This is a genomic window from Buttiauxella sp. JUb87 (genome assembly GCF_004361975.1).
Classification (GTDB): domain Bacteria; phylum Pseudomonadota; class Gammaproteobacteria; order Enterobacterales; family Enterobacteriaceae; genus Buttiauxella; species Buttiauxella ferragutiae.
In genome coordinates this window covers 604,283-617,172 of record NZ_SNVY01000002.1, presented here as the reverse complement: position 1 = coordinate 617,172, position 12,890 = coordinate 604,283, and the positions used below count along the sequence as shown (strand labels likewise).

General features: G+C 51.5%; 12 protein-coding genes. 9 read left to right on the top strand and 3 right to left on the bottom strand.

Annotated elements, in window-relative coordinates; genetic code table 11:
* Positions 1-47 precede the first annotated feature (47 nt).
* From serB to nadR, 3 genes are read left to right on the top strand one after another with little or no spacing between them, the layout of a single operon-like run.
* The gene (gene serB, locus EC843_RS11035) at positions 48-1,025 is read left to right on the top strand and encodes a phosphoserine phosphatase (protein WP_064543357.1); all 978 of its coding nucleotides are present in this window, start codon (positions 48-50) and stop codon (positions 1,023-1,025) included.
* On the top strand, positions 1,025-2,407 hold the full coding sequence (gene radA / locus EC843_RS11030) for a DNA repair protein RadA (protein WP_064543359.1): 1,383 nt from the start codon (positions 1,025-1,027) through the stop codon (positions 2,405-2,407). The genes serB and radA overlap by 1 nt, the downstream gene beginning before the upstream one ends.
* A 31-nt stretch (positions 2,408-2,438) precedes the next feature.
* Complete coding sequence (gene nadR / locus EC843_RS11025; RefSeq protein WP_064543361.1) at positions 2,439-3,671, top strand: multifunctional transcriptional regulator/nicotinamide-nucleotide adenylyltransferase/ribosylnicotinamide kinase NadR; 1,233 nt, start codon at positions 2,439-2,441, stop codon at positions 3,669-3,671.
* Between the two features lie 91 nt (positions 3,672-3,762).
* Here nadR and ettA read toward each other — a convergent pair whose 3' ends face one another.
* Positions 3,763-5,430, bottom strand: coding sequence for an energy-dependent translational throttle protein EttA (gene ettA, locus EC843_RS11020; protein WP_064543363.1), 1,668 nt, complete (start codon positions 5,428-5,430; stop codon positions 3,763-3,765).
* Between the two features lie 231 nt (positions 5,431-5,661).
* Here ettA and sltY point away from each other — a divergent pair, with 231 nt between their 5' ends.
* Complete coding sequence (gene sltY, locus EC843_RS11015) at positions 5,662-7,596, top strand: murein transglycosylase (protein ID WP_064543365.1); 1,935 nt, start codon at positions 5,662-5,664, stop codon at positions 7,594-7,596.
* Positions 7,597-7,649: 53 nt separating this feature from the next.
* The gene (trpR, locus tag EC843_RS11010) at positions 7,650-7,979 is read left to right on the top strand and encodes a trp operon repressor (RefSeq protein WP_133522254.1); all 330 of its coding nucleotides are present in this window, start codon (positions 7,650-7,652) and stop codon (positions 7,977-7,979) included.
* Here the strand turns inward: trpR and yjjX are convergent.
* Positions 7,976-8,491, bottom strand: a complete 516-nt coding sequence (gene yjjX, locus EC843_RS11005; RefSeq protein WP_064543369.1) for an inosine/xanthosine triphosphatase — start codon at positions 8,489-8,491, stop codon at positions 7,976-7,978. The genes trpR and yjjX overlap by 4 nt on opposite strands.
* 51 nt (positions 8,492-8,542) lie before the next feature.
* Here yjjX and gpmB point away from each other — a divergent pair, with 51 nt between their 5' ends.
* On the top strand, positions 8,543-9,190 hold the full coding sequence (gene gpmB, locus EC843_RS11000; RefSeq protein ID WP_133522253.1) for a 2,3-diphosphoglycerate-dependent phosphoglycerate mutase GpmB: 648 nt from the start codon (positions 8,543-8,545) through the stop codon (positions 9,188-9,190).
* On the opposite strand, the gene robA is transcribed toward gpmB, so the two are convergent.
* Positions 9,191-10,060, bottom strand: a complete 870-nt coding sequence (gene robA, locus EC843_RS10995) for an MDR efflux pump AcrAB transcriptional activator RobA (protein WP_064543373.1) — start codon at positions 10,058-10,060, stop codon at positions 9,191-9,193. It abuts the gene before it with no gap.
* Positions 10,061-10,267: 207 nt separating this feature from the next.
* Here robA and creA point away from each other — a divergent pair, with 207 nt between their 5' ends.
* Genes creA through creC form a run of 3 tightly spaced genes read left to right on the top strand, consistent with a single transcriptional unit; the run spans position 10,268 to position 12,874 of the window.
* A complete protein-coding gene (creA, locus tag EC843_RS10990; protein WP_064543375.1) occupies positions 10,268-10,738 on the top strand; it encodes a protein CreA in 471 nt (156 codons plus the stop codon).
* 13 nt (positions 10,739-10,751) lie between these two features.
* Complete coding sequence (creB, locus tag EC843_RS10985; RefSeq protein WP_064543377.1) at positions 10,752-11,447, top strand: two-component system response regulator CreB; 696 nt, start codon at positions 10,752-10,754, stop codon at positions 11,445-11,447.
* Positions 11,447-12,874: a two-component system sensor histidine kinase CreC gene (gene creC, locus EC843_RS10980; RefSeq protein WP_133522252.1), complete on the top strand. Its 1,428-nt coding sequence runs from the start codon at positions 11,447-11,449 to the stop codon at positions 12,872-12,874. The genes creB and creC overlap by 1 nt, the downstream gene beginning before the upstream one ends.
* Positions 12,875-12,890: the final 16 nt, after the last annotated feature.

Below are 12,890 nucleotides of genomic sequence, written 5' to 3'. Positions count from 1 at the left end.
TAATCCGAATGATTAATGCTATCTCTTAAATCTTTCCTGGAGTTGTGATGCCGAATAGTCTGACCTGGTGCGACCTGCCAACCGACGTATCTCTCTGGCCTGGTTTGCCGCTATCGTTAAGTGGCGATGAAGTTATGCCACTCGATTACCGTGCTGGCCGCAGCGGCTGGCTTCTGTATGGTCGGAATCTGGATAAAGAGTGCCTGAATCGCTATCAACGTAAGTTAGGAGCGGCGATGGTTATCGTCACCGCGTGGTGCGTTGAAGATTATCAGGTTATTCGCCTGGCCGGTTCATTAACTCCTCGCGCTACCAAACTTGCCCACGAAGCCGGTCTGGATGTTGCGCCACTGGGCAAAATCCCGCATCTGCGCACGCCTGGCCTGCTGGTGATGGACATGGATTCCACCGCCATCCAAATAGAATGTATCGATGAAATCGCGAAACTGGCAGGCACTGGCGAAATGGTGGCTGAAGTCACCGAGCGCGCGATGCGTGGCGAGCTGGATTTTGCCGCAAGCTTGAAACAACGCGTTGGCACGCTTAAAGGTGCTAACGCGTCTATTCTGCGCCAGGTGCGTGATGAACTACCGTTGATGCCAGGGCTGACGTCACTGGTACTTAAGCTTGAATCTCTTGGCTGGAAAGTTGCGATTGCCTCCGGTGGTTTCACCTTCTTCGCCGAATATCTGCGCGACAAATTGCATTTAGATGCAGTGGTGGCAAACGAGCTGGAAATCTGCGACGGCAAGCTCACTGGCGAAGTCATCGGTCAAATCGTTGATGCACAATTCAAAGCCACAACGCTCCAGCGTCTGGCAGATAAATACGAAATCCCCGTCGCGCAAACCGTCGCGATTGGTGATGGGGCGAATGACTTACCGATGATTCAATCGGCGGGCCTGGGCATTGCTTTCCACGCTAAACCTAAAGTGAATGAGAAAACAGAAGTCACCATCCGTCATGCTGATTTGATGGGCGTATTCTGCATTCTGTCCGGTAGCCTTATCCAGGAAGAACGCTAATGGCAAAAGCTCCGAAACGCGCCTTTGTCTGCAACGAGTGCGGCGCAGACTATCCTCGCTGGCAGGGGCAATGCAGCGCCTGTCACGCATGGAACACGATCACTGAGGTGCGCATTGCCGCCTCGCCGACGGTTGCGCGTAATGAGCGTTTGTCAGGTTATGCCGGTAGTGCGGGCGTCAGTAAAGTTCAAAAACTTTCTGAAATCAGCCTCGAAGAGCTGCCGCGTTTTTCTACTGGTTTTAAAGAGTTTGACCGCGTGTTAGGCGGCGGTGTGGTGCCGGGAAGTGCCATTCTGATTGGTGGTAATCCTGGTGCAGGTAAATCCACGCTGCTGTTGCAAACCTTATGCAAGCTCAGCGAACAGATGAAAACGTTGTACGTCACCGGTGAAGAGTCGCTGCAACAAGTGGCGATGCGCGCCCACCGTCTTGGGTTGCCGACCAATAACCTGAATATGCTTTCGGAAACTGGCATCGAACAAATCTGTATGATTGCCGAGGAAGAAGCGCCGAAGCTGATGGTTATCGACTCCATTCAGGTGATGCACATGGCCGACGTACAGTCGTCGCCTGGCAGTGTGGCGCAGGTGCGTGAGTCAGCCGCTTATCTGACGCGCTTTGCTAAAACGCGCGGTGTGGCGATTATCATGGTCGGCCACGTCACCAAAGATGGTTCGCTTGCCGGGCCAAAAGTGCTCGAACACTGTATCGACTGCTCGGTGATGCTCGATGGCGATGCCGATTCCCGTTTCCGCACGCTGCGCAGCCACAAAAACCGCTTTGGTGCGGTGAATGAGTTAGGCGTGTTTGCCATGACGGAGCAAGGGCTGCGTGAAGTGAGCAACCCTTCCGCTATTTTCCTGAGCCGTGGAGATGAAGTGACGCCCGGCAGTTCGGTTATGGTGGTGTGGGAAGGCACGCGCCCATTGCTGGTAGAGATTCAGGCGCTGGTGGATCAATCCATGATGTCCAACCCGCGCCGTGTCGCCGTGGGTCTTGAGCAAAACCGCCTGGCGATTCTGCTGGCCGTTTTGCACCGCCACGGTGGCCTGCAAATGGCTGACCAGGATGTGTTTGTCAACGTGGTCGGTGGCGTGAAAGTCACCGAAACCAGTGCTGACCTTGCCTTGTTGTTGGCGATGGTTTCCAGCCTGCGCAACCGTGCTTTGCCGCAAGATTTGGTGGTGTTTGGTGAAGTCGGGTTAGCCGGGGAAATTCGTCCGGTGCCAAGCGGCCAGGAGCGTATTTCAGAAGCTGCAAAACACGGCTTTAAACGTGCGATTGTGCCGCAGGCCAACGTGCCGAAAAAACTACCGGAAGGGATGCAGGTCTTCGGTGTGAAAAAACTGGCTGATGCGTTGTCGGTGTTTGACGACTTATAATTGATATTTGCCCAATTTTGCAGGAGGCAGCATGTCGTCTTTTGATTATCTGAAGACTGCTATTCGTCAGCAGAGCGTTACGCTACAGCAAGTTGCAGAATCCTGCGGCATGACCAAGGGCTATCTTAGCCAGTTACTGAACGCCAAAATCAAAAGCCCAAGCGCGCAGAAACTGGAAGCATTGCATCGTTTTTTGGGGCTGGAATTTCCACGGCGTGAGAAAAAAGTAGGCGTGGTATTCGGCAAGTTTTATCCGTTGCATACTGGCCATATCTATCTGATTCAGCGCGCGGCAAGCCAGGTTGATGAACTGCATATCATCATGGGCTATGACGAAACTCGCGATCGCTTGCTGTTTGAAGACAGTGCGATGTCGCAGCAACCGACCACCGGTGACCGCCTGCGTTGGCTGTTACAGACCTTCAAGTATCAGAAAAATATCCGCATTCATTCGTTTAACGAAGAAGGGATGGAACCGTATCCGCACGGTTGGGATGTCTGGAGTCGCGGTATCAAAGCGTTCATGGAAAGCAAAGGGATTAACCCCGACTGCATCTATACCTCCGAAGAGAGCGATGCGCCCCGTTTTATTGAACAGCTCGGCATTGAAACGGTGCTTATCGACCCGAAGCGCACCTTCATGAATATCAGCGGCGGCCAGATTCGCGAAAATCCGTTCCGCTATTGGGAATATATTCCCACCGAAGTAAAACCGTTCTTTGTCAGAACCGTGGCTATTCTGGGTGGTGAATCGAGCGGGAAATCGTGGATGGTGAATAAGCTCGCTAATATTTTCAACACCACCAGTGCCTGGGAATATGGGCGTGATTACGTCTTTTCACACCTCGGTGGTGATGAGATGGCGCTGCAATATTCTGACTACGACAAGATTGCTATTGGGCATGCTCAGTACGTTGATTTTGCCGTTAAATACGCCAATAAAGTGGCATTTATTGATACTGACTTTGTGACGACTCAGGCGTTCTGCAAAAAGTATGAAGGGCGTGAGCACCCGTTTGTACAGGCCCTGATCGACGAGTACCGCTTTGATCTGGTGATTTTGCTGGAAAACAATACGCCGTGGGTAGCGGATGGTTTACGCAGCCTTGGCAGCGATACCGACAGGAAATCTTTCCAGAACTTGCTGGTGTCGATGCTGAATGAAAACAACATTAGCTACGTGCATGTGGAAGAGTCTGACTACGATTCACGCTTCTTGCGCTGTGTGGATTTGGTGAAGGGCTTAATTGGCGAGCGTGGATAAAACAACCCTCACCCCGGCCCTCTCCCTGATGGAGAGGGAGAAAACCGCTTAATTCCCTCTCCTGAGGGAGAGGGTTAGGGCGTTACAACAATTACTTCGTTACACGCTTGTACTTAATACGCTTAGGTTCCAGCGCATCCGCACCCAGGGTGCGTTTCTTGTACTCTTCGTACTCAGTAAAGTTACCTTCAAAGAACTCCACTTTACCTTCATCCTGGTAATCCAGAATATGCGTGGCGATACGGTCAAGGAACCAACGGTCGTGCGAGATAACCATGGCACAGCCTGGGAACTCCAGCAGGGCGTTTTCTAACGCGCGCAGGGTTTCGATATCCAGGTCGTTGGTTGGTTCATCGAGCAGTAGTACGTTGCCGCCAACTTGCAGCAGCTTCGCCAGGTGCAGACGACCGCGTTCACCACCGGACAACTCACCAACACGTTTACCCTGGTCAACGCCTTTAAAGTTAAAGCGACCAACGTAAGCGCGGCTTGGCATTTCGGTGTTGCCGATACGCATGATGTCCTGACCGCCGGAAACTTCTTCCCACACGGTTTTGCTGTTATCCATCGCGTCACGGAACTGATCGACAGAAGCCAGTTTCACGGTTTCACCTAGTTCAATGGTGCCGCTGTCTGGTTGTTCCTGGCCTGACATCATACGGAACAGGGTAGATTTACCCGCGCCGTTCGGGCCGATGATCCCGACAATCGCGCCTTTCGGTACGGCGAATGTCAGGTCTTCAATCAGCAGGCGGTCGCCGTAGGATTTACGCAGGTTGGTAACCTCAACGACTTTATCGCCCAGACGTGCGCCTGGTGGGATAAACAGTTCGTTGGTTTCGTTACGTTTCTGGTATTCAGTGCTGTTAAGTTCTTCAAAGCGAGCCAGACGCGCCTTGCCTTTAGACTGGCGGCCTTTCGCACCCTGACGTACCCACTCCAGCTCTTTCTCAATGGATTTACGGCGAGCCGCTTCCGATGAGGCTTCCTGAGCCAGACGTTCGTCTTTCTGCTCAAGCCATGAGGAGTAGTTACCTTCCCACGGAATACCTTCGCCGCGGTCAAGTTCCAGAATCCAGCCAGCCACGTTATCGAGGAAGTAACGGTCGTGGGTAATCGCCACAACGGTGCCTTCGAAATCGTGCAGGAAGCGCTCGAGCCACGCCACGGATTCAGCATCCAGGTGGTTCGTTGGTTCGTCGAGCAGCAGCATGTCTGGTTTTTCGAGCAGCAGGCGGCAAAGTGCTACGCGGCGGCGCTCACCACCAGACAGGTTTTCAATTTTAGCGTCCCACTCCGGCAGACGCAGTGCATCAGCAGCACGCTCCAGTTGAACATTCAGGTTATGGCCATCGTGTGCCTGGATGATTTCTTCAAACTTGCCTTGCTGTGCAGCAAGCTTATCGAAGTCAGCGTCTGGTTCGGCATATTTTGCGTAGACTTCATCCAGACCTTTCAGCGCGTTAACGACTTCGGATACCGCTTCTTCAACGGATTCACGAACCGTGTGCTCGAGGTTGAGCTGAGGTTCCTGAGGCAGATAGCCAATTTTCAAACCAGGTTGTGGACGGGCTTCGCCTTCGATGTCGGTATCAATGCCGGCCATAATGCGCAGCAGCGTGGATTTACCGGAACCGTTCAGACCCAGTACACCAATTTTGGCGCCAGGGAAGAAACTGAGCGAGATGTTTTTCAGAATATGGCGTTTCGGCGGAACAACTTTGCCGACACGATGCATGGTATAAACGAATTGAGCCACAGTGCGACTTCGCCTCTTTTTCGTGATTTAAGATGGTGCGTATTAGTGGCGAAGTGTAGCCGTTTTCAGCAGGTAATCCCAGCAGGGGAAGCGGGATGTGTTACCCGAAACCGCCTTAACGCTTTTATCGACAAAATAACGCCCTTTGGCGTGGCGAATCTGTAATACCAGGGTTAGCATGAAGTAATTAATGGCGGCACGATGCTGCCGGTGAACATGTGAGGAGAACTTGTGGGGATAGCCAAACAAGTCGTGGGACAATTGCTGGTCGCAGTTGTAAGCCTTGCGGCAATAACTCATGCAGTTCGCGCGGATTCGCTCGACGAGCAACGCAGCCGATATGCACAAATCAAACAAGCATGGGATAACAAGCAAATGGATGTGGTGCAGCGCATGTTGCCCACGTTGCAGGATTATCCACTTTATCCTTATCTCGAATATCGCCTTATCACTGATGATTTAATGAATGAGCCAACGCTCGCCGTCAGTCAGTTTATTGAGGCTAACCCTACGTTACCACCAGCCCGCGCGCTGAAATCACGCTTTGTTAATGAACTGGCTCGCCGCGAAGACTGGCGTGGTCTGCTGGCGTTTAGCCCTGAACAACCGGGCACCACCGAATCCAAATGTAATTATTACTACGCAAAATGGAATACCGGCCAGGTAGATGCCGCATGGGTCGGAGCCAAGGATCTGTGGCTAACGGGCAAAAATCTGCCATCGAGCTGCGATCGTCTGTTCTCAGCATGGCGATCGTCGGGAACGCAAGATCCGTTGGCTTACCTGGAACGTATTCGTCTGGCGATGAAAGAAGGTAACTCTTCACTGGTGACCAATCTCGCAAGCCAAATGCCTGCGCAATTCCAGACCATTTCCAGCGCACTGATCAGCCTACAAAACGACCCGAAAACAGTGCTGTCGTTTGCCCGCACCGTTGGTGCAACTGACTTTACGCGCCAGGCGGCTGCGGTGGCGTTCACGCGTGTCGCGCGCGATGACGTAGAAAATGCGCGTTTGATGATCCCCTCACTGATTCAGGCACAGCAATTGAATGACGCACAGGCTCAGGAACTCAGAGACACTGTTGCCTGGCGGTTAATGGGCAACGACGTGACGGCTGAGCAAGCGGCATGGCGCGATGATGCAATCATGCGTTCTGAATCAACCTCGCTGGTTGAGCGGCGTGTGCGCATGGCGCTGGGAACGGGTGATCGTACTGGCCTGAATACCTGGCTTGCGCGCTTGCCAATGGAAGCCAAAGAGAAAGATGAATGGCGCTACTGGCAGGCAGATTTGTTGCTGGAACGTGGTCGTGATTCGGAAGCAAATGAGATCCTTCTCTCGCTGATGCAACAACGCGGATTTTATCCAATGGTGGCGGCTCAACGCCTGGGGGAAGAATATCCGTTACGCGTCGACAAAGCGGTGGCGGTGAATCCGGCGTTAGTTCAGGGGCCAGAAATGGCGCGTGTTCGCGAGCTGATGTACTGGAATTTGGATAACACTGCACGCAGCGAATGGGCTAATTTGATCTCCAGTCGCAGCAAACCAGAACAGGAAGGATTAGCACGTTACGCGTTTGATCAAAATTGGTGGGATCTCAGCGTGCAGGCGACGATCGCCGGGAAGCTTTGGGATCATCTGGAAGAGCGATTCCCACTGGCTTACAAAGATATTTTCGCCCGCTACGTGAGCGGCAAAGACATCTCGCAAAGTTATGCCATGGCGATTGCGCGTCAGGAAAGTGCCTGGAACCCGAAAGTCAGGTCACCGGTGGGGGCGAGTGGTCTGATGCAGGTTATGCCGGCTACAGCCGCACATACGGTGAAGGTTTTTGGTATTCCGGGTTACAGCAGCCCATCGCAACTGCTTGAGCCAGAAACCAATATCAATATTGGTACGACTTATTTGCAGTCCGTCTCTCAGCAATTTGAGAACAACCGGATTTTCTCATCCGCTGCTTATAACGCGGGGCCTGGGCGAGTCAGAACCTGGCTTGGCAACAGTGCCGGACGCATTGACGCGGTGGCGTTTGTTGAGAGTATTCCTTTCTCGGAAACTCGTGGATATGTGAAAAACGTGCTGGCATATGATGCGTACTATAAGTACTTCATGGGTAAATCTGCACCATTGCTGACAGAGGCTGAATGGCAACGCCGTTATTGATTTTGCAGTGTCTATGATATTGTATCGTACTAGTTGAATAGTATGGTGGCGACATGACTCAGCATTCTCAATACTCGGCAGAGCACGCCGAGCAAAGCAATCAGGAGTGGCTCCGTTTTGTGGAGCTGCTCCAGCAATCGTTCGATAAACAGCTGCATATGCCGTTGTTAATGTTGTTGCTGACCCCAGACGAACGTACCGCCCTCGGAACACGGGTCAGAATTATCGAAGAGTTATTGCGGGGTGAGATGAGCCAGCGGGAACTCAAAAATGAACTTGGCGCGGGAATTGCCACCATTACGCGCGGTTCAAATAGCCTGAAATCTGCTCCACCGGCATTGCGTGCCTGGCTGGAGCAGGAATTATTAGGCAATAAAAGTTAGCTATAAATCGCGTTGTGGAACGGGCTAAGCGCCAGAATCACCGCCTGCTGGTAAACGCTGCTGCGCGTGAGCTTCCCGGCGGTAAATACCCCAATCGCGCCTTCTTTATTGCCAATTTTATCGATGCCGGTATATGCCGACATCACCGGCCCTAAAGCTTCTCCCGCGCGGACTTTTTCAAGAATAATCGACGGTAGAGGCAGTGTGGCCGAACGGGCTTCGCCGCGCTGGTTTTGGTTTTCAATAACCACCCAGCTAAAAGTACTGTCGTCATCAATTCCCGCTTCAACCGCAACCCAAAAATCGGCTTCAGGGCGAACCTGACGGGCATTCATTACCCGGCATCGTGCGCCAGTTCGCGTTTCATGGTTTCCGAAGGGTTGTTCTGGCACTCCGCTATCGACGGCAACGGGTTCAATATGGCAGCATCCTTCACCAAAGATGTCGTCGAATGCCTGGTGAATTGCCTGAATTTTAGCTGGATTGGTTGTTGCGCAGACGACATGGTACATAATCAGTGAAACTCTCTAGAAATTGTTGCCGCAGTATAACGGATAAATCGCATGTTACAGGTATACCTTGTTCGCCACGGCGAAACGCAGTGGAATGCAGAACGTCGCATTCAGGGCCAGTCAGACAGTGCGCTGACTGAAAAAGGGGAACGTCAGGCCGAGCAGGTGGCCGAGCGTGCCAAAACGTTAGGCATTACACACGTCATCTCCAGTGATTTAGGGCGTACCCGCCACACTGCTGAGATTATCGCTCTTGCATGTGGTGTAGATGTCACGCTGGATTCGCGTTTACGTGAACTGGATATGGGGGTGTTAGAACGCCGCAATCTGGACACGCTAAACGAAGAAGAAGAAGGCTGGCGTCGCCAACTGGTGAATGGCACGACCAATGGGCGAATTCCCGATGGGGAAAGCATGCTGGAGATGAGCGAGCGTATGCACGCGGCTTTAAATGCTTGCCTGGATTTACCATCTGGTAGCCGCCCATTGCTGGTTAGCCACGGTATGGCGTTAGGTTGCCTGGTGAGTACCATTCTGGGATTACCGGCCTGGGCTGAACGTCGCTTACGTTTAAGAAACTGTTCGATTTCCCGTGTCGATCACCAGCACAGCCCGTGGTTAGCTTCTGGCTGGGTGGTAGAAACAGCAGGGGACATCTCACATTTAGACGCCCCTGCGTTGGATGAATTACAGCGCTAATTAACGACGTACTGGGATCAGATATTCACATCTGATCTGCATTGGTCGGTCCTGAACACGCGCTTCTTCTTGCGGGAAGAAGCGTTCAATATCCTGACCTTTACGGCGCGTCAGATTAAGCGATGGCATGCAGGTGCCATAAATTGTCAGGATGAACTCCTGCAAACCGGTGCCCGGGCCTTCGTAGTCGAATTGCACGTAATCACCACCTTCCAACCTGACCGGATGAGAGTCTGGTAAGAATCCATTCGCCATTTCTGGTGTCAGCGCAGTGGTATAGAAGACTTCCTGTTCGTCATCTTTCTCAATGCTTGGACGTGGCTCATGCAGGCCGTATAACACACGTGGCAACGTTGGCGCATTGCCGAGGAATTGTGTCCAGAACTGAATACGCATTTCATTACGGAAATCAGATATTTGCTCAAGCGTACAGCTGTAGCTTTGCGTGACACCCACTAAATGGGTTTCCGGCAGCGTGACAAATTGCGCTTGCGGCAGTGTAAACGCATCTAAACGCAGCGGTGGACGCATACCGAACGAGCTCCAGTCGGGAGAACGGCGATAGAGCGCTGGCGTTTGAGCAAACTGCTTTTTGAATGCACGAGTAAAGGTTTGCTGTGAGTCAAAACGATACTGCAACGCAATATCGAGAATCGGTCGCGCAGTCAGGCGCAGTGCCACAGCAGATTTTGAAAGTCGGCGAGCACGGATGTATGCGCCAATGGCGTGACCCGTGACCTCTTTAAACATCCGTTGTAGATGCCACTTGGAATAACCTGCTTTTGCCGCCACATTATCCAGTGACAGAGGTTGATCCAAATGGCCCTCTAGCCAGGTTAATAGATCACGAATGATCCCTGCCTGATCCATATAATATCCTCATCCTGACACGGTGAGTGCCGTTAATGTGGGCGATGATAGCACTTTTTGTTGTTTTGACATTCAGAGTTTTTTTTAACAAGACGTGCCAAAATCAGCTACTCATTCGGAAAATTTTATTAATAACGTGATATTAAACGATTTTTTAGCACAAAGAGTTAATAGTCTCTAAAGGCAACCTTAACTAATGGTAACAATATGAAATATAAAGTTTTAGCTCCCCTCAGTTTATTACTGCTTGTTTCGTTGGGCGTCAAAGCCGAACAAATTGGTTCAGTAGACACTGTTTTTAAGATGATTGGCCCGGACCATAAAATTGTTGTTGAAGCATTTGATGACCCGGATGTACAAAACGTGACTTGCTATGTTAGCCGTGCAAAAACGGGTGGCATTAAAGGCGGACTGGGTCTGGCAGAAGATACTTCCGATGCGGCGATTTCTTGCCAGCAAGTGGGGCCAGTTGAGCTAAACGAAAAGATAAAAGCAGGTAAAACAGAGGGTGATGTTGTTTTCCAGAAGCGGACATCACTGGTCTTCAAGAAGCTGCAAGTAGTACGTTTCTACGATGCTAAACGCAACACGCTGGCGTATCTGGCTTACTCCGATAAAGTGGTCGACGGTTCGCCTAAAAACGCGATAAGCGCCGTGCCGATTATGCCGTGGAAATAACAGGGAGTTCGTGATGAGCCAGGCCACTATCTGGTTAGTTGAAGATGAAACCAGTATTGCGGATACGTTGATCTATACGTTGCAGCAGGAGGGGTTTTCTGTGCGTGCTTTCGAACGGGGTTTGCCTGTGCTGGATGCCGTGCGAGAAGAACGTCCTGATCTGGCGATTCTTGATGTCGGCTTGCCAGATATTAATGGCTTCGAGCTTTGTCGCCGTTTACTCGCGGATTATCCAGATCTCCCGTTGCTGTTTCTGACTGCTCGCAGTGAGGAGGTTGATCGGCTGATTGGCCTGGAGATCGGTGCTGATGATTATATCGCGAAGCCGTTTTCACCTCGTGAAGTGTGTGCGCGGGTGCGAACAGTGCTACGTCGTTTGCAAAAACAACGGCAAGGTCTGACGATAAGTGTACAGCGCATTGGTCAGTTCGAAGTCAATGAAATGGCGGCGCATATTACCTGGTGCCAGCAGCCATTGCTGCTCACCCGCTATGAGTACTTGTTACTGAAGACTTTTTTGCAATGGCCTGGGCGTGTGTTTTCACGCCAGCAACTCATGGATTTAGTGTGGAGTACAGCCGAGGATAGTTTTGATCGAACGGTTGATACACACATCAAAACCTTGCGCGCCAAACTGCGTGCAATTAACCCCGATCTTTCACCGATCAATACGCACCGTGGCTTAGGCTACAGCCTTGGAGTGAGTTGATGCGTATTGGGATGCGTCTGTTGCTGGGCTATTTTTTGATTGTGGCGATTGCGGCCTGGTTTGTTCTCTCTATATTTTTGCAAGAGGTGAAACCAGGCGTCCGGCGTGCAACGGAAGGCACGTTAATTGATACAGCTACATTGCTTGCTGAATTTGCGCGTGCAGATATGCTGGCGGGTAACGCGCAAAATGGTGAGCTGGCCCAGGCTTTTTCCCATCTCAATCAACACAAGCTTAGTGCCAATATCAGCGGCATTACCAAGTCTAAAAATGAATACCGTGTTTATCTGACCAATGACAAAGGCATAGTGCTTTTTGATTCCACTGGAAAAGCGACAGGCCAGGATTACTCGCAATGGAACGATGTTTGGCTCACGCTGAAAGGAAAATACGGCGCACGCAGTACGCCAGTTAATGCAAACAATCCTGAAAGCACCGTAATGTATGTGGCTGCACCCGTCCGCGACGGACAAAACATTATCGGCGTGTTGAGCGTAGGCAAACCAAACAGCGCAATGGACCCGGTAATACGTCGCAGCGAGCGGCGTATTTTGTGGGCGGGTGTTGCGCTGCTTGGCATTGCTTTGATGATTGGTTTCGGGTTTGTGCTGTGGATTAACCGGGCTATCGGGAAACTGGTTCGCTATGCCGATTCGGTCACTACGGAACACCCTTTACCGCTGCCTAAACCTGCCAGTAGTGAATTACGTAAGTTGGCGTTAGCCCTGGAAAGTATGCGGCTGAAACTCGAAGGGAAAACCTACATTGAGCAGTACGTTCATGCTCTGACTCACGAGTTGAAAAGCCCGATGGCGGCGATTCGTGGTGCGGCAGAAATATTACGTGAAGGCCCACCGCCAGAAGTGGTGGAGAAGTTTTCGGCTAACATTCTTCAGCAAAATCTACGCATGCAGCAGTTGGTCGATAATTTATTACGCCAGGCTAAGTTAGAAAGCCGCGCTGAAATTACGGCACAGGCGATAAATCTGCCCACACTTTTTTCCACGTTATGCGATAGCCGTGAAGTGGTCGCTAGCAGTAAACAGATAACGTTAAGAATCGATGAAAACATCCCTGACGGCACTGTCGTAGAAGGTGACGCCGCCTTACTTGAACAATCGATCGGTAATTTGCTGGATAACGCGCTCGATTTTACCCCGCCAGGTGGTGAGATTGTGTTGAGTGTTGAGCAAAACATTGGGCAGACCGTCATTGTTGTTTCAGACACCGGAAGTGGGATTCCAGATTACGCTCAAGGCCGTTTGTTCGAACGCTTTTACTCATTGCCGCGTAGCAACGGGCAAAAGAGCAGTGGCCTGGGGCTGGCTTTTGTTCAGGAGGTGGCGCGTTTGCACCGCGGAACGATTTCTCTTGAGAATCGCCCTGAGGGTGGTGCGGTCGCTCGTCTGATTTTGCCCGGGAAATAATAATTTCTTCACTTCA

Bases quoted from the DNA above. Each gene is read 5' to 3' on its own strand.
- robA (WP_064543373.1), bottom strand. From the start codon at position 10,060: ATGGATCAGGCAGGGATCATTCGTGATCTATTAACCTGGCTAGAGGGC.
- radA (WP_064543359.1), top strand. From the start codon at position 1,025: ATGGCAAAAGCTCCGAAACGCGCCTTTGTCTGCAACGAGTGCGGCGCA.
- creB (WP_064543377.1), top strand. From the start codon at position 10,752: ATGAGCCAGGCCACTATCTGGTTAGTTGAAGATGAAACCAGTATTGCG.
- nadR (WP_064543361.1), top strand. From the start codon at position 2,439: ATGTCGTCTTTTGATTATCTGAAGACTGCTATTCGTCAGCAGAGCGTT.
- gpmB (WP_133522253.1), top strand. From the start codon at position 8,543: ATGTTACAGGTATACCTTGTTCGCCACGGCGAAACGCAGTGGAATGCA.
- creA (WP_064543375.1), top strand. From the start codon at position 10,268: ATGAAATATAAAGTTTTAGCTCCCCTCAGTTTATTACTGCTTGTTTCG.
- serB (WP_064543357.1), top strand. From the start codon at position 48: ATGCCGAATAGTCTGACCTGGTGCGACCTGCCAACCGACGTATCTCTC.
- trpR (WP_133522254.1), top strand. From the start codon at position 7,650: ATGACTCAGCATTCTCAATACTCGGCAGAGCACGCCGAGCAAAGCAAT.
- creC (WP_133522252.1), top strand. From the start codon at position 11,447: ATGCGTATTGGGATGCGTCTGTTGCTGGGCTATTTTTTGATTGTGGCG.
- yjjX (WP_064543369.1), bottom strand. From the start codon at position 8,491: ATGTACCATGTCGTCTGCGCAACAACCAATCCAGCTAAAATTCAGGCA.